General features: G+C 64.5%; 17 protein-coding genes. 9 read left to right on the top strand and 8 right to left on the bottom strand.

Annotated features, from left to right (window positions below; all coding sequences use genetic code 11):
* A complete protein-coding gene (locus tag ASG84_RS04115; RefSeq protein WP_057475733.1) occupies positions 1-1470 on the bottom strand; it encodes an MDR family MFS transporter in 1470 nt (489 codons plus the stop codon).
* 145 nt (positions 1471-1615) lie between these two features.
* On the opposite strand from ASG84_RS04115, the gene ASG84_RS04110 reads away from it, so the two are divergent.
* The gene (locus ASG84_RS04110; RefSeq protein ID WP_057475732.1) at positions 1616-2233 is read left to right on the top strand and encodes a TetR/AcrR family transcriptional regulator; all 618 of its coding nucleotides are present in this window, start codon (positions 1616-1618) and stop codon (positions 2231-2233) included.
* Positions 2234-2300: 67 nt separating this feature from the next.
* On the opposite strand, the gene ASG84_RS04105 is transcribed toward ASG84_RS04110, so the two are convergent.
* Both ASG84_RS04105 and ASG84_RS04100 read right to left on the bottom strand, forming a co-directional pair.
* A complete protein-coding gene (locus tag ASG84_RS04105) occupies positions 2301-3446 on the bottom strand; it encodes an NAD(P)/FAD-dependent oxidoreductase (RefSeq protein ID WP_057475731.1) in 1146 nt (381 codons plus the stop codon).
* Positions 3443-3949, bottom strand: a complete 507-nt coding sequence (locus ASG84_RS04100; RefSeq protein ID WP_057475730.1) for an Lrp/AsnC family transcriptional regulator — start codon at positions 3947-3949, stop codon at positions 3443-3445. The genes ASG84_RS04105 and ASG84_RS04100 overlap by 4 nt, the downstream gene beginning before the upstream one ends.
* A 170-nt stretch (positions 3950-4119) precedes the next feature.
* Between ASG84_RS04100 and ASG84_RS04095 the strand changes: the two genes are divergently transcribed.
* Genes ASG84_RS04095 through ASG84_RS04085 form a run of 3 tightly spaced genes read left to right on the top strand, consistent with a single transcriptional unit; the run spans position 4120 to position 6048 of the window.
* Positions 4120-4692 (top strand): antibiotic biosynthesis monooxygenase, encoded by a 573-nt coding sequence (locus ASG84_RS04095; protein ID WP_057475729.1) that lies wholly within the window; start codon positions 4120-4122, stop codon positions 4690-4692.
* 46 nt (positions 4693-4738) lie between these two features.
* On the top strand, positions 4739-5506 hold the full coding sequence (locus ASG84_RS04090) for a tyrosine-protein phosphatase (protein WP_057475728.1): 768 nt from the start codon (positions 4739-4741) through the stop codon (positions 5504-5506).
* Between the two features lie 17 nt (positions 5507-5523).
* Positions 5524-6048 (top strand): peroxiredoxin, encoded by a 525-nt coding sequence (locus tag ASG84_RS04085; protein ID WP_057475727.1) that lies wholly within the window; start codon positions 5524-5526, stop codon positions 6046-6048.
* A 15-nt stretch (positions 6049-6063) separates the two neighbouring features.
* Here ASG84_RS04085 and ASG84_RS28500 read toward each other — a convergent pair whose 3' ends face one another.
* Positions 6064-6186 carry a hypothetical protein gene (locus tag ASG84_RS28500; protein ID WP_268793478.1) on the bottom strand — a complete coding sequence of 41 codons (123 nt, stop codon included), beginning with the start codon at positions 6184-6186 and terminating at the stop codon, positions 6064-6066.
* 140 nt (positions 6187-6326) lie between these two features.
* Here ASG84_RS28500 and ASG84_RS04080 point away from each other — a divergent pair, with 140 nt between their 5' ends.
* Entirely contained in the window at positions 6327-7454 is a 1128-nt protein-coding gene (locus ASG84_RS04080) for a class I SAM-dependent methyltransferase (RefSeq protein ID WP_057475726.1), read from the top strand.
* A 3-nt stretch (positions 7455-7457) separates the two neighbouring features.
* Here ASG84_RS04080 and ASG84_RS04075 read toward each other — a convergent pair whose 3' ends face one another.
* Entirely contained in the window at positions 7458-7883 is a 426-nt protein-coding gene (locus ASG84_RS04075) for a hypothetical protein (RefSeq protein WP_057475725.1), read from the bottom strand.
* A 198-nt stretch (positions 7884-8081) separates the two neighbouring features.
* On the opposite strand from ASG84_RS04075, the gene ASG84_RS04070 reads away from it, so the two are divergent.
* Positions 8082-8930, top strand: a complete 849-nt coding sequence (locus ASG84_RS04070) for a Bax inhibitor-1/YccA family protein (protein WP_032404782.1) — start codon at positions 8082-8084, stop codon at positions 8928-8930.
* 61 nt (positions 8931-8991) lie between these two features.
* Here ASG84_RS04070 and ASG84_RS04065 read toward each other — a convergent pair whose 3' ends face one another.
* The gene (locus tag ASG84_RS04065; protein WP_057475724.1) at positions 8992-10212 is read right to left on the bottom strand and encodes an acetyl-CoA C-acetyltransferase; all 1221 of its coding nucleotides are present in this window, start codon (positions 10210-10212) and stop codon (positions 8992-8994) included.
* 63 nt (positions 10213-10275) lie between these two features.
* A complete protein-coding gene (locus tag ASG84_RS04060) occupies positions 10276-11289 on the bottom strand; it encodes an SGNH/GDSL hydrolase family protein (protein ID WP_057475723.1) in 1014 nt (337 codons plus the stop codon).
* A gap of 95 nt (positions 11290-11384) precedes the next feature.
* Between ASG84_RS04060 and ASG84_RS04055 the strand changes: the two genes are divergently transcribed.
* Positions 11385-12770 (top strand): cystathionine beta-synthase, encoded by a 1386-nt coding sequence (locus tag ASG84_RS04055; RefSeq protein WP_057475722.1) that lies wholly within the window; start codon positions 11385-11387, stop codon positions 12768-12770.
* Between the two features lie 57 nt (positions 12771-12827).
* On the opposite strand, the gene ASG84_RS04050 is transcribed toward ASG84_RS04055, so the two are convergent.
* Positions 12828-14000, bottom strand: a complete 1173-nt coding sequence (locus ASG84_RS04050) for an acyl-CoA dehydrogenase family protein (protein ID WP_057475721.1) — start codon at positions 13998-14000, stop codon at positions 12828-12830.
* A gap of 81 nt (positions 14001-14081) precedes the next feature.
* Here ASG84_RS04050 and ASG84_RS04045 point away from each other — a divergent pair, with 81 nt between their 5' ends.
* Together ASG84_RS04045 and ASG84_RS04040 are read left to right on the top strand one after the other, a co-directional pair.
* Complete coding sequence (locus tag ASG84_RS04045; protein ID WP_057475720.1) at positions 14082-15254, top strand: cystathionine gamma-synthase; 1173 nt, start codon at positions 14082-14084, stop codon at positions 15252-15254.
* Positions 15251-16027 carry a glutamate racemase gene (locus ASG84_RS04040; protein WP_057475719.1) on the top strand — a complete coding sequence of 259 codons (777 nt, stop codon included), beginning with the start codon at positions 15251-15253 and terminating at the stop codon, positions 16025-16027. The genes ASG84_RS04045 and ASG84_RS04040 overlap by 4 nt, the downstream gene beginning before the upstream one ends.
* Positions 16028-16029: the final 2 nt, after the last annotated feature.

The following is a 16029-nucleotide window of genomic DNA, read 5'->3' as shown; positions in this document are numbered from 1 at the left end:
CTAGTGAACCGATTGTGCGGGGATGGGCGCATCGCTGTCGCTGCGTGCCGGTGCCCGGATGAAGAACGACGCGGCGACTGCCACCAGTGATACTGCCCCGCCGTAGAGGAAGGCAGTGTGGATACCGGCCTCCGAGCCACTCGCAGTGGTTGCGCCGTCGGCGATTTCGGCTGCCGCCGTGTTGGACATCACGGTGACGAACAGTGCGGTACCGGCAGCACCGGCCAGCTGCTGAACCGTGCTGAAGATGGCACTGCCGTGCGAGTACAGCTGGGTGGGTAGCGATCCCAGCGACGAGGTCATGAGCGGCGTCATGATGAGAGCCAGGCCCGCCGAGAGCAACATGTGGATACCGATCACGAGCGGCAATGCAGTCTGCGCGTCCAGCACGGTCATCGACCACAGTGCGCCGCTCACCACCATTGCACCGGGAATGACCAAGGGACGCGGCCCGATTCGATCGAAGATGCGCCCGACGAACGGTGCGAGCAGCCCCATGAGCAGTCCGCCGGGGAGCAGCATCAGTCCGGTGTCGAGAGTGTCGAGTCCGCGGACGTTCTGCAGATACATCGGTAGCAGGATCAGTGCTCCGAACAAGGCCATCATCGAAATCGCGATCATGCCGAGCCCGATACTGAAGGTGGGAGTGCGGAACGGACGCATATCCAGCAACGCGCCACCCCGCTCCTGACGCGAGACCTGCCGGAGAACGAACACCACCAATGCGACGATGCCGACGATCAGCGGCAGCCATACCGGCACCACGGACTCCTCGGCCGAGTGGCCGAGGCTGCTCAAGCCGTAGACGATGCCGCCGAAAGCCAACGCGGACAATACGACCGAGGCTGGATCGAACGACGGCCGACTTGTCTCGGTCACGTTCTTCACCAGAGTGGTTCCGATGGCGAACGCGATGAGTGCGATCGGAAGTACGAGCCAGAACATCCAACGCCAGTCCAGCGAATCGAGGATGACTCCCGAGATCGTCGGACCGATCGCGGGTGCCACAGCGATGACGATGGAGATCACACCCATCATCGCGCCGCGCTTGTGCGCTGGAACCACAGTGAGGACGGTGGTCATCAACAGCGGCAACATGATCGCCGTGCCGCTGGCCTGGGTGATGCGTCCGAGCAGGAGCATCTCGAAGCCCGGCGCTGAAGCAGCGAGCAGAGTGCCGACGGTGAACAGCGTCATGGCCGCTACGAACACCTGACGCAGAGTGAAGCGCTGGAACAGGAAGCCGGTGACGGGGATGACGACCGCCATCGTCAGCAGAAATCCGGTGGTGAGCCACTGCGCCGTCGTCGCTGAGATGTTCAGGTCGACCATCAGGGTGGGCAGCGCCACGCTCATGATCGTTTCGTTGAGGATCATGACGAACGCCGCGATGACAAGGATGCCGATCAGTAACTTGCTGCCCGGAGCGAGTTGCGCGTCGGGTTTCCGGTCGATGTCAGATGTGGTCATGTGGCGAGAACTTTCGGGTTATGGGTGCTAATTGTGGAGCTGACTCTTACCAAGACAGCTTGAACCATTCTGACAGTGACTGTCAACTTGAAAATCACTGGTATGTTGACAGCGGAATGGGCGAGTGACCGATGAACGGAGGACGATGAGCGATCGAGTACCGGATCTGCGAGAGCGACGTCGTCGCGAAACCCTTCTCGAGATCACCCGTGCCGCGCTCGATCTGTTCGAGACACAGGGCTGCGCTGCGACGACAGTCGACCAGATCGCACGCCGGGCCGGTGTATCGCCGAGCACGTTCTTTCGTAGTTTTGCGTCCAAGGAGGAATCCGTTCTCGGCCTCGCTCCCGAGTTCGAGCTCGACTTCGACGCCTGGCTGGCGTCGACGGCACCGGAAGGCGTCACCCTCACCGCGATCGAAGCACTGTACGAGCGATCCGTCGAACGATTTTCCGCTGCACCCTACGAGGCGAGGGATCGTCTCCTGCGTACCCGGCGGTTGATCGGTCGCGACGACCATCTGCGGGCCGCCGCATTCGCGGCCGACGCCATGACTCTGTGCCGCGTCACCGATTCTGTGGCCGCCAAGATCGGTGGCCACGAATCACGTTCTTACGCAAGGCTGCTGGTCGAGGGGTCCGGGATGGCCATGCGAATCGCGTTCGACGACTGGGCCGAGCGCGTCGACGGCGGGCAGGACGCCGACCTGGTGGACATCTACCGAACCACGGTGAACGATCTGCGACGTGTCGTCTCCGGCTGAGCCGCTGGTCGTGCGTGGAACTTCGTAGTACCGGTCGAGTTTTCGTGCACGTGGCCCGCAGCGCCTCTCACCGGAAGCGCTGCGGATCCAGGTCGGCTGCCCGTAGTCCGCGCTCGGTCACATCGACCGGCAGAGGTTCTCGACGAAGCAGTGCAGCCCCCACTCGGGCCAGTGCCGCGCACGTCTGAATTCCGTACCCACCCTGACCGGCGCACCAGAAGAAACCCTCGATGTTCGGATCGAATCCGACGACCGGCGTTCGGTCGGGCACGAAGCTGCGCAAGCCGGCCCAGGACGACCGCACGTGCCGGGCGGTCAACGTGGTCGCCTCGGCAATGTCGTCGAACGCCCGGGCGATCTCCAACTCGTCCGGGCGGGCATCGCTCGGCTCGGTGGGCGTCTCGTCCGCAGGCGAGCACAACAGTTGTGCGCCTTCAGGTTTGATGTAGAACTTCTCGTCGATGTCGCTCAAGGTCGCCAGGTGCGCGGTATCGAGACCGTCCGGTGCAGCCACCATGAACACCGAACGACGCATCGGCACGAGTCCGATGGGCTCGGCACCCGCCATCGCTCCGAGGACATCCGCCCATGCGCCCGCGGCGTCGACGACGAGTGGAGCAGTGTGGACAGACCCGTCGGTGGTGTGCGCGTGCCACAGGCCGTCGATGCGCCTCAGCGACCTCACCTCGGTCCCGGTGTGGACACGCCCACCTCGATCGCGGAGTCCCCGCACGTAGCCCTGATGCAGTGCATGCACGTCGACTTCCATCGAATGCGGCTCGTACAGAGCGCAATCGATCAGTTCGGGGCGCAGCGGCGGAAAGAACGTGCGCGCGTCAGTAGGTGAGACCAGTTGTGCGTCGGGTGTCAATCGGCTGACGTCGGCGTACATCGCCTCGATTGCGTCGCCTCGTCCGGTGGACGCGAACTGCAGCAGGGGGCGCGGGGCGAGCAGTTCGGATCGAAAGTGCTCCGGCGGATTCTCCAGGAAGTCACGGCTGGCCGTCGTGAGAGCGCGAATCGTGTTGTTGCCGTAGGTTTCCAGAAACAGAGCAGCCGAGCGTCCGGTGGTATGGAAGGCCAGAGTGTCCTCGCGCTCGAGCAGGGTGACTCGGTGATCGATCGCGAGTTCGTATCCGAGCGAGACACCCCCGATTCCGCCGCCGACAACCAGTACATCGGTGGTAGGCGTGTCGTGAGCAGACGTGCTCATCGAGTTCTCCCGTTCTTCGGCTGGTTGATTTTCGGCTCGGAGGTCCATTGAGCGCCGGGGCCGACCGCCTCGTCGAAGATCAGCCAGGTTCGGGTCGACAGTATCCCGTCCAGTCCCTGCAACTTGTCGAGCACCAAATGTCGGAGCGCCGATGTGTCGGGAGCGCGGACCAGAACGAGCGCATCGAAATCACCACCCATCAAGCTGACGTGCTCGACGAACGGATAGGTACTCAGGTCGTCGGCCACGGCACGCCACGAATCCTGCCGAATGGACAGAGCCACATAGGCGGATGCGCCGACTCCGGCCTTCTCGTAGTCGATGCGTGCGGTGAACCCCTCGATGACGCCCTCGTCGAGGAGGCGGTCGACGCGCACGTAGGCGTGGGCACGGGAGATGTGGGTTGCCTCGGCCAAGGCGCGCATGGACATTCGGCCGTCGCGGCTCAGTTCGGTGACGATGCGTCGATCCACGTCGTCGAGCTCGTACTCGGTCTCTGCCATCCGTCCACTCCAGGTCGTCCATGGGGGGTCTTCATGGACAGAATGCCACAGGAGGCATGTATATGAGCCATACATCTACATTTGTGTCTCTGATTTGAAAGCTGGTCCACTGACCCGCACTCTGTGTAGAACAGACAAGCCGAGACGAACACGTGCAGAAGGGGTACCGCATGACCACGACGGACACGCTCGATCACGTCACCACCTCGGTCGCGCGGTGCGTTCGCGAGGGATACGAAGCAGATTTCGTCGAATGGACCGATCGCGGTATCGATCTCGTCCGCACTTTCCCCGGCTTCCTCGGTGGTGGCTGGCTGCGCAGTTCCGGCGGATCCAACGACTACCACGTGGTGTACCGGTTCGAGACCCACGACCACCTCGACGCGTGGCTGCACTCGGACTCTCGACGCAGTTGGCTCAGCAGCGGTCGCCCTATCGCCGACGACGTTGCAACACATCGGCTTTCCGGCGTGGAGGGATGGTTCGAGCCGCAGTCCAATCTGACCGACGCAGTTCGAGTGATCGGTGGTCCGCCGCCCCGCTGGAAGCAGGCGATCTCGATCGGTGTGGCGTTCTATGCCGTCAGCTTGTTGGTCAACATCGTCCTGACTCCGCATTTGACGGGGTTGAACGTGGCCCTGCGAACGGCGGTCGTGGTGATGATGTGCACACCGTTGATGGTGTACGTGGTGATGCCGTTCGTCACCTCCCGGCTGCGGAAGTGGCTGGTTCCCCGCGCTTGAGCCCAGCTACGTTTGTTCGCAGCCTCCGTTCTATACAGTCGAGATCATGCCCGACGCCCGTGTGCACAACCAGTTCGCGCTCGACGGGGCCTGGAACTTTCGAGACCTCGGCGGTGTCCGTACCGTCGACGGCTCGAAGATCCGGCCCGGAAAGTTCTATCGCGCATCGGAATTGAGTGCTCTCACCGAGAGTGGACAACGAGCCGTCCTCGATCTGGGCATACGCACCGTGTTCGACCTTCGCGGTAATTCCGAGATCGTACGAAGTGGTGTCGACAGAGTTCCGGACGGCGTGCAGTCGATCTCGATGCCGTTCCGCGACGACACCGGTGACCGCGCTCCGCACGAGGCCCCTATCCACGACGAACAGAGTCAGGTCGACTACCTGCACCGCTCGTACGCAACGTATCCGGTGTTGCCCGGGGCAGCGCACGCGATCAAGCATGTGGTCGAGGCTGTTGCCGCCGGACGGGGCGGGGTTCTGGTGCACTGCGCCGCAGGTAAGGATCGGGCCGGGTGGACGGTCGCGACTGTGCTGCGGGCCGTCGGAGTGAGCGAGGACGAGATCCTTGCTGATTACCTCGCCAGCAATGCTGCAGTGGAGCCGTTGCTCGCCCATGTGCGGCGGACGTGGGCGGGTATCGATGACGCCGACGTGCCCGGGACGGCGTTGCTGGGAGTCCGAGCGTCCTACCTGGAGCGCGGAATGCAGGCTGTGACGTCCCGTCACGGGTCTTTCGAGGGGTATCTGAGTCACCTGGGTATCGACGAACACCTGCGAGGACGACTTGTCGCCGAATTGGTACAGGACTGAGCGGTACCCTCTCCGTCATGCGAATCGGACAGACGGCACCGGATTTCGAGCTTCCGGATCATTCGGGTGAACACCGTGCTCTCTCCGAGCTGACGGCATCGGGCCCGGTGGTGCTGTTCTTCTATCCGGCGGCCAACAGTCCGATCTGCACCGCCGAGGCCTGCCATTTCCGGGATCTCGGAACAGAATTCAGCAGATTCGGTGCGCAGCGAGTCGGGATCAGCACCGACACCCGCGACAAGAATCAGCATTTCGCACTGCAGAGATCGTTCGACTTTCCTTTGCTGTCCGATTCCGACGGCGGGGTTGCCGAACAGTTCGGAGTGCGGCGAGGTGGGTGGTTCACCCGGCGGCGTCGGCTTCGTGAGCTCGAACGCGGGCGGGCTCATGCGGCCGACCGTGGGTATCTGCGGCAGTTGCTGTCCGTGAAGCGGACGACATTCGTGATCGATCGGCACCGTGTGGTGCGGATGGTCGTGCAAAGCGAACGTGGTCACGTGCATGCGACCAAGGCCCTGGAATACCTGCGTTATCTGTCGTGACTGCGAAGGGCGTCGCTACTCGTTGGTGCCGCTGAACAGGGCGGTGTAGACGGCAGGCTTGGACGATTCGGCGTGCGCGTCGGTCGAGGCATCGTCGGGATGGCTGAAGAGTGCCTCGTTCTTGTCCTTGTGTTCCATTCCCCGAGCATGCCCCTAGTCGAGCTCAATAGCCACTCGCCGCGCGGACAGGGCCGGTCGTGCGCGTTTTGCGTACCTCCAGCTACGCAAAACGCGCACAAGGAATCAGGGCGCGCCTACGCCGGTGGGATACTCCTCGGGTGCCCGATGAAACACTGTTCGACGCCTTGCGCCGTGAGCCCGACGCCGAGGCACCCAACCTCCATGCCGTCGACGCTGCGGACCGCCTTGTACTCGACACCGTCGACGAGCGTCCGGGAGTCGACAGAACGGCACCGATCGCGGTGATCGGCGATCGTTACGGTGCACTCACCTTGGGTGCCTTGGCGCTTGGCTTCACGGATGTGCGGGTCCATCAGGACGCCGTCACCGGCGTTCGGGCGCTCGAACTGAACGCTGCGCGGGTTGCGATGACCGGCTCGTACACCCAGCACGAACTCGGTGCCGAACTACTCGACGGAGTCGGCACGGTGCTGATGCAACTGCCGCGAGGACTGGCCGAGCTCACCGAGATCGCCGAGCACATCGCGGCGCACGCCACCGCGAACGTGGTGGTGTTGGCAGGTGGGCGAGACAAACACATGACCCCCGCCATGAACGACGTGCTGCGACGGTCCTTCACGACCGTCACGGCCGGCCGCGGACGGCAGAAAGCGCGAGTGCTCACCGCGACCGGGGCGGTGGCGTCGGGCATGACTTACCCGGTGAGCAAACGTCTCGCGGATATCGACATGACGGTCGTGGCTCATGGCGCTGTGTTTGCGGGGGCAGGCCTGGACATCGGTACCCGGTTTCTGCTCGAGTTCGTCCCGAAGATGTTGCCGCGAGCTCGCACTGCCGTCGACTTGGGTTGCGGCACTGGAATTCTCGCAGCAGAGCTGGCTCGGACGAGGCCCGATCTCGAGGTGATCGCCACCGACCGTTCGGCGGCAGCGATCGCGTCGGCAGCGGCAACGGCGGAGGCGAACGGGACGCAGGTGGCGGTGATCGCGGACGATGCGATGTCCACCTTCGAACCTGATTCGGTCGATCTGGTGGTGTGCAATCCGCCGTTTCACGAGGGTGCCGCGGTGCACACGGGCGGAGCGAGCAAGCTCTTCGCAGCAGCCGGGCGGGTACTCCGGCCGGGCGGGCAGATGTGGACGGTGTTCAACACCCACCTGAACTATCGGCGTGAACTGGCCGATGCGGTGGGGCCGACCGATCTGATGGGACGCAACGGAAAATTCACCGTTGCCCGCTCGGTACGTCCGAGCGAGCAACGGTAGCGATCAGGTGACCGGGCCGCCGTCTTCGGGGGTTCCGTCGATCTGGCCGCGGTTGCGTCCACGATCCTCGACGAGAGTGCCTTCGACGATCTCGGCCTGACGCTGGCCTTCCGCATAGTCGATGTCGGGATCCTCGTCGGATTCCTCGATCACGTGATCGACCAGTTCCTCGGTCAACTCGTCGTCGGGGGTCTCGGTGATGGGGCGGTCGAGCTCCTCTTCGACCGCGATGTCGGGTTCTTCCTCGCTGAGCTTGAGGTCCAGGCTCTCGCCCTCGGCGGCCTCGCGAGCGGTGGTGCCGAAGCTGTTGGCCTCACTCCAGTGATCGGGGGGATCGACCACGGTGTCGCCGTCGTCGTTGCGCACCTCGTCGGAGTCGACGCTTTCACTGGGGTCCAAGGTCTGGTCGGGTCCGTCTTCGATTGCCATTTCCTCATAGTGCCCGTTTCGATTCGGTGTCACACACGCGGTCGTCGCCGCGTGTCGAGGGTGTAGCCGGTAGAGTCCGTTTTGTCCGTCGTAGAAGTTCCCCGCTCGGGAACTTTTGTCCGGATGTCAGACGTTCTACTGATGACCGACGGGGAGATCCCCGGATGGGGATCAGAACTTACGAAGGGAAGAGACACGGTGCGCACCTCCAGCAACCCGGTGTTCCGCAACCTGCCCAAGCAGCAGGGCGGCGGCTACGCCACATTCGGATCTGCGACGGCTGGAGCCTCGCAGGCCGCGACCTTCGGCCAGCATCCCGGAACGCAGGCCGATCCGTACACCACGCAGCCCGCACAGCGGGCCATGACGATCGACGACGTCGTCACCAAGACCGGCATCACCCTCGGTGTGCTGAGCGTGACGGCGATCATCTCGTACCTCCTCGTCTCCAACAACACCGACTTGGCCATCCCGTTCGTGATCGGCGGCGGCTTGATCGGCTTCGGCCTGGTCATGTTCGCGACCTTCGGTCGCAAGATGGACAACAAGGCAATCGTCCTCGCCTACGCCGCCGCCGAAGGCGTGTTCCTCGGCGCACTGTCACTGATGTTCACCGGTGTCGAGTTCGGTGGGGTCGGTGGATCTGCCCTCATCGGTCAGGCCGTCCTCGGAACCTTCGGCGTGTTCTTCGGCATGCTGATCGTCTACAAGACCGGCGCGATTCGTGTCACCCCGCGCCTGACCCGCATGGTCGTCGGCGCACTCATCGGTGTCGTCGTCCTCATGCTCGGCAACCTCGTTGCCAGCTTCTTCATGGAAGACGGCTTCGGACTTCGGTCGGGCGGACCGCTGGCCATCATCTTCAGCCTCGTCTGCATCGGCATCGCGGCGTTCAGCTTCCTGTTGGACTTCGACCAGGCCGATCAGCTGATCCGTGCGCAGGCACCGGAGAAGGCAGCCTGGGGCGTCGCCCTGGGTCTGACCATCACCCTGGTCTGGCTGTACGTCGAGATCCTGCGTCTGCTGAGCTACTTCCAGAACGACTAGTACCTACGCGAAAAGCCCCGCCACTCCTTCGAGGAGGGCGGGGCTTTTTCGTTGCCAGGGGTCAGCTCAGGCGTTCCAGCACCATGGCCATGCCCATGCCGCCGCCGACGCACATGGTCTCGACGCCGAACGTCTTGTCCTGTGTGGTCAGGTTGTTCAGCAGCGTGGTGGTGATGCGGGCACCGGTCATACCGAACGGGTGGCCGATGGCGATGGCACCGCCGGAGACGTTGAGCTTGTCCTCCTCGATGCCGAGGTCGCGTGCCGAGCCGAGGACCTGAACAGCAAAGGCCTCGTTGATCTCGAACAGGTCGATGTCGGAGATCGACATGCCCGCGATCTTCAGCGCCTTGCGGGTGGCCTCGATGGGTCCGAGACCCATGATCTCGGGGGACGTGCCGGTGACTCCGGTGGAGACGATGCGAGCCAACGGCGTCAGGCCCAGTTCCTTGGCCTTGGTGTCGCTCATGATGACGAGCGCTGCGGCACCGTCGTTGAGCGGGCAGGCGTTGCCCGCGGTGATGGTGCCGTTGGGGCGGAAGACCGGCTTGAGCTGGCTGATCTTCTCGTAGGTGGTGCCGGCGCGAGGGCCGTCGTCGGTGTTGACGACGGTGCCGTCGGGCAGGGTCACCGGGGTGATCTCCCGCTCGAAGAAGCCGGCGTTGATGGCCTCTTCGGCGCGGTTCTGGCTGCGCACGCCCCAGTGGTCCTGATCCTCACGGGTGATGCCGGTGAGCAGCGCGACGTTCTCGGCGGTCTGTCCCATCGCGATGTATGCGTCGGGGAGTTCGCCGTTCTCACGGGGATCGGTCCAGCTGTCCGCGCCCTCTTCCTGTGCCTTCTTGGTACGCGCTTCGGCGTCGACGAAGATCGGATTGTGGCTCTCGGGCAGCGAGTCGGAGCTGCCGTGGATGAAGCTGGACACACTCTCGACACCGGCGGAGATGAACACGTCACCCTCGCCTGCCTTGATCGCGTGCAGGGCCATCCGGGTGGTCTGCAGCGAAGACGAGCAGTAACGCGTGATCGTCGTACCGGGCAGTGAGTCGTAGCCGAGCTGAACCGCGACGATGCGGGCAAGGTTGTTGCCCTGCATGCCACCGGGCAGACCGCAGCCCAGGAGCAGGTCGTCGATGTCCTTCGGGTCGAGCGAGGGCACCTTGGCCAGCGCAGCGGCGACCATCTGTGCGGTGAGGTCGTCGGGACGAATGTCCTTGAGCGACCCCTTCATCGCCCTGCCGATCGGTGAGCGCGCGGTGGCGACGATGACTGCCTCTGGCATGTGATCTCCTTCTGATCGAATCTGCTCTGCTACCGCCGAGTAGGCGATGCCTCCTGACCGAACCTACAACCCCGACGAATCGACGTTGGCACGACGTACGAGATCCTCCGACGCAGTGACTATCTCGGCATCGAGCTCGGCGGTTCTTCTCCGCAGGAATCGGTCGAGTGCGGCCGTGGCGCGGGGGATGGCCTTACGTGACTCGGCGGCGGCCGAGACCGTCGGAAGCTCGGGCAGAGGACCGCCGTGCCACACGCCCAACGCGGACGCGAGTACCGGCAGAATCTGCTGGGCGGCGAGTTCGTAGCCCGCGGCCGAGGGGTGAAAGCGGTCCGCCGAGAACATCGTGTCGGGGGCGGCGAGAAATTCCGGCGCGAGCAGGTCTGCCAGCGCGACGGGATGGCCACCGGCACCGAGCGTCCTGGCCGTCTGGGCGTGTGCCAGGCGGCGACCCCAATTGCGGACGACGGTGCGCAGCGGCTGAGGAATGGCCGTCACGACACCGAGATCGGGGCACGTGCCCACTGCGACCACACAGCCCTTGGCCGTCAACCGCTCGACCGCGTCGCCCAGTCTGGCCGCCGATGCGGGAACGGAGAATTTCTTGGTCACGTCGTTCGCGCCGATGAAGATCACTGCGGCATCGGGCGGTGGCCCGGCGACGAACATCGCGTCGACCTGACCTTCGAGCCCCTTGGAGGTGGCACCCGCAATCGCCTTGGTACTCAATCGGATTCGCTGTCCCGTTTCGTCGGCCAAACCGCGTGCCAGCAGAACGCCGGGAACCTCGTCGGCGACGGTGCAGCCGACGCCCGCGGCCGTGGAGTCGCCGAAGATCATCAGATGAATATCTGCTGAACTTCCCAGTCGCCACCGTTCGGGGGCCGCGCAACCAGCGGTGTAGACCCCGTCGGCCTCGGGCGGCTTGGCTATGTTGCGGCCGATGACGCCGCGTGCCGCAGCGGCCTGCCCCATGAGATGTCGATAGGCCGCCCAGGACGCAGTCCCTGCTCCGGAGCCCGCAAGTACCGTCGCGGCGCTCGCTTTCGCAGCGGTGCGCCATCCGCTCGCCGTCACAGATCGATCCCTCTCGTCGTGCCCTCACACCATCGTATGCGGGTGTCCGTAGCGGTGGCCGAGAGTCGAATAGCTCCATCTGGGAAGATGGTGCAATGCGCATCGCACAGCACATCACCGAACTCATCGGCAACACCCCGTTGGTGAAGTTGTCCTCCGTCATCGGCGACGGGGCAGGCACGGTCGCGGCCAAGATCGAATACCTCAACCCGGGTGGTTCGTCCAAGGACCGCATCGCCGTGAAGATGATCGACGCGGCCGAAGCGTCCGGCGAATTGAAGCCCGGCGGCACCATCGTCGAGCCCACGTCCGGAAACACCGGCGTCGGTCTCGCGCTCGTCGCACAGCAGCGCGGCTACAAGTGTGTGTTCGTGTGCCCCGACAAGGTCGGTGAGGACAAGCGCAACGTGCTGCGCGCCTACGGAGCAGAGGTCGTCGTCTGCCCGACGGCTGTCGCGCCCGAGGACCCCAACAGCTACTACAGCGTCTCCGATCGACTCGTTCGCGAGATCGACGGAGCGTGGAAGCCCAACCAGTACGCCAACCCGGCCGGCCCGGCCAGCCATTACGAGACCACCGGTCCCGAGATCTGGGCCGACACCGACGGCAAGATCACGCACTTCGTCGCAGGCGTCGGCACCGGCGGCACCATCTCCGGCACCGGCAAGTACCTCAAGGAGGTCTCCGGCGGCAAGGTCAAGGTCATTGGCGTCGACCCCGAGGGCTCGGTCTACTCCGGCGGAACCGGGCGTCCGTACCTCGTCGAAGGTGTCGGCGAGGACTTCTGGCCGACGGCCTACGACCCGTCCATCCCGGACGAGATCATCGCCGTCTCCGACAACGACTCCTTCGACATGACCCGTCGCCTCGCCCGCGAGGAAGGCCTGCTGGTCGGCGGCTCGTGCGGTATGGCCGCCGTTGCCGCAATCCAGGTTGCCGAGCGCGAAGGTCCCGACGCCTTGGTCGTCGTGTTGCTTCCCGACGGTGGCCGCGGCTACCTGGCGAAGATCTTCAACGACTCGTGGATGTCGTCGTACGGATTCCTGCGTTCGCGGTTGGACGGCAAGACCCACGAGACGTCGGTCGGCGAAGTGTTGCGCGGAAAGTCCGGTGCCCTGCCGGATCTGGTGCACACCCACCCGTCCGAGACCGTGCGTGACGCCATCGAGATCCTGCGCGAGTACGGCGTTTCCCAGATGCCGGTCGTCGGAGCCGAGCCACCCGTCATGGCAGGCGAGGTTGCCGGCAGCGTCACCGAGCGGGATCTGCTCAGCGCCGTCTTCGAGGGTCGCGCCGCGCTGGCCGATCCGGTCGCCAAGCACATGAGTGAGCCGTTCCCCCTGATCGGTGCCGGGGAAACCGTCTCCGACGCCACCAAGGCACTCGGTGAGTCCGATGCGCTGATGGTGGTCGAAGAAGGCAAGCCCGTCGGCGTCATCACTCGCCACGATCTGCTCGGGTTTCTCAGCAAGGGTGCCTGACCGTCGTGCGCGTTTTGCGTACCCAGAAGAATGCAAAACGCGCACGACAATGATGCCTTAGCGGAATGCGTCGATTCCGGTCAATGCCTTTCCGACGATCAATTGGTGGACCTCGGACGTGCCCTCGTACGTCAGCACGGATTCGAGGTTGTTGGCGTGTCGCAGCGCCGGGTATTCGAGGGTGATTCCGTTGGCTGCCAATATCGTTCGGCATTCGCGGGCAATGTCGATGGCTTCGCGGACGTTGTTCAGCTTGCCGATGCTCACCTGCTCGGGCTTCAACTCGCCCGCATCCTTCAACCGGCCGAGGTGGATTGCGAGCAACTCGCCCTTACCCAGTTCCAGCGCCATGTTCGCTATCTTCGCCTGCGTCAGCTGATAACCGGCCAACGGCTTGTCGAAGATGTTTCGGGTCTGCGAGTACTCGACTGCGGCTTCCAGGCAGTCGCGAGCGGCACCCATCGCGCCGAAAATGATGCCGAAGCGTGCCTCGTTGAGGCAGCTCAACGGCCCGCTCAGGCCGCGGGCCTCGGGCAGCATCGCGTCGGCAGGGAGTCGGGTGTCGTCGAACACCAACTCGCCCGTGACCGAGGCACGCAGCGAGAGCTTCTTCTTGACCGTGTTGGCGGTGAATCCCGGCGTGTCGGTCGGTACGACGAAACCCCGGACCTTGTCGTCGGTCTGGGCCCATACGACGGCGACGTCGGCGACCGGTCCGTTGGTGATCCACATCTTGCTGCCGTTGAGGATCCAGTCGTCACCGTCGCGCTTGGCACGAGTGAGCATGCCGCCGGGGTTGGACCCGTAGTCGGCCTCGGTGAGTCCGAAGCAGCCGATCAGCGACCCCTCGGCCATTCCCGGGAGCCATTGCTGCTTCTGCTCTTCGGAGCCGTACTTCCAGATGGCGAACATCGCCAACGAGCCCTGCACCGACACCAGTGAGCGGATGCCGGAGTCGATGGCTTCGAGTTCGAGGCAGGCCAGGCCGTATGCCGTCGCGGATGTTCCGGCGCAACCGTAGCCCTCGAGGTGCATGCCGAGCAGGCCGAGCGAGCCCAGTTCCTTGGCCAGTTCACGAGCCGGCACCGTGCCCTCTTCGAACCAGTCGGCGATGTGCGGACGGATGCGCTCGTTGCCGAACTTGCGCACGGTGTCCCGGATCTGGCGTTCCTCGTCGTCGAGGAGTGAATCGATCGCGAACAGTTCGTCGACGCTCTGGGAGTTGGCCACGGTGCCTCTTTCCGCTGGGGGTTGTCTTCGCAGGTTACCCACGCCCCCGCCGGGCGCAGCAGGCCGATTAGTGTGGAGGCCATGAGTGAGCAGCGCAGCAAGGCAGACAACACCTCCTGGCAGGGCTTTTCCACCAAGGCGGTCCACGCCGGCTACGAGCCGGATCCGCTGACCGGTGCAGTGAACGTGCCGATCTATGCCAGCTCCACCTTCGCGCAGGACGGCGTCGGCGGCATGCGCAGCGGATTCGAGTACGCACGCACCGGCAACCCGACGCGTCGGCCGCTCGAAGCCAACCTCGCGGCCATCGAATCCGGCACTTACGGCCGCGCATTTTCCTCGGGCATGGCGGCGACGGACTGCCTGCTGCGTTCGGCGCTGCGTCCCGGTGACCATCTCGTCATCCCCAACGATGCCTACGGCGGCACGTATCGCTTGATCGACAAGGTCTTCACCCAGTGGGGCATCGAGTACTCGGTGGCCGCGGTGTCGGACGTCGACGAGGTTCGCGCGGCGATGCGTCCGAACACGAAGCTCGTCTGGGTCGAGACGCCCACCAACCCGTTGCTCAACGTCGGAGACATCGAGGCCCTCGCGGGTGTTGCCCACGAGGGTGGGGCCAAGATCGTCGTCGACAACACGTTCGCCTCGCCCTATCTGCAGCAGCCCCTGTCGCTCGGTGCGGATGTGGTGCTGCATTCGACCACCAAATACATCGGCGGACACTCCGATGTCGTCGGCGGCGCGTTGGTGACCGACAGTGAAGAGCTCGATACGGCATTCGCGTTCCTGCAGAACGGCGCGGGCGGAGTTCCGGGACCGTTCGACGCGTTCCTGACCCTGCGCGGCATCAAGACCCTCGCCCTCCGGATGGAACGGCACAGCGACAACGCCGAAAAGATCGTCGAATTCCTCGACGGGCACCCGGCTGTCTCGCAGGTCATCTACCCCGGACTCGAATCGCACCCGTCTCACGCGGTCGCTGCCAAGCAGATGCGACGCTTCGGCGGGATGGTCTCGGTTCGTCTGGCCGGCGGCAAGCAGGCTGCACTCGACTTCTGCGCGAAGACCGAGATCTTCACCCTCGCCGAGTCGCTCGGTGGCGTGGAATCGTTGATCGAACACCCCGGAGCAATGACTCACGCATCGACTGCCGGTTCGCTGCTCGAGGTGCCCGACGACCTGGTGCGGCTGTCGGTCGGCATCGAGGACGGTGCCGATCTGGTCGGTGACGTCGAGCAAGCGCTGGCATGATCGTCGCACTGATCGACTCGGGGCTGGGAATGCTCCCGACGGCCGCGCGGCTGCGCAGCCTGCGTCCCGAGCTCGATCTGGTGCTCATGATGGACCCCGACAACGCCCCGTGGGGCCCGAAGCCGGACAGCTGGGTCATCGATCGGGTGGTCGGTACGGCCCAGCACTCTGTCGACCTCGGTGCCGAGGTGGTGGTGCTGCCGTGCAATACCGCCAGCGTGACGGCACTGAACCACGTTCGCGCCGCGCTGGGCGATTCCGTGCCGGTGGTGGGGACCGTGCCGGCGATCAAACCCGCTGCGGCGGTAACGGATCGGATTGCGATCTGGGCGACGGCAGCAACGACCGCGAGCGCGTATCAAGCGCGTTTGATCGAGGAGTTCGCCTCGCACCGACGGGTCACGACCGTGGCGTGCCACGGTCTGGCGGACTCGATCGATCGCGGTGACGCGCGTGGGATCGGTGCCGCCATCACCGCCGCCGTGGCAGCCACCCCCGACGACGTCCAATCGGTCGTGCTGGGTTGCACGCACTATCCGCTGGTACTCGACGAGATCGCGGGGCAGTTGCCCTCCGAGGTGACGATGTTCGACAGCGCCGAGGCCGTGGCCAACCAGACCGTCCGACGGGTCGACGAGGTCGGTTCGGCGACTTCCGGAACCGGTCGCGTATCGGTGTGGCTCAGTGGGGTAGAGGGTGAGTTGCCCGACAGTGCTCTGCGTTATCGCGAAGGACAGCTGCTGATCGACGGCGCAGCAGTACACGGATTCTGAGT

It is taken from the genome of Rhodococcus sp. Leaf278, assembly GCF_001426085.1.
Taxonomy (GTDB): Bacteria; Actinomycetota; Actinomycetes; order Mycobacteriales; family Mycobacteriaceae; genus Rhodococcoides.
The sequence above is the reverse complement of the archived record's forward strand: the minus strand, read 5'-3'. Positions and strand labels throughout refer to the sequence as shown.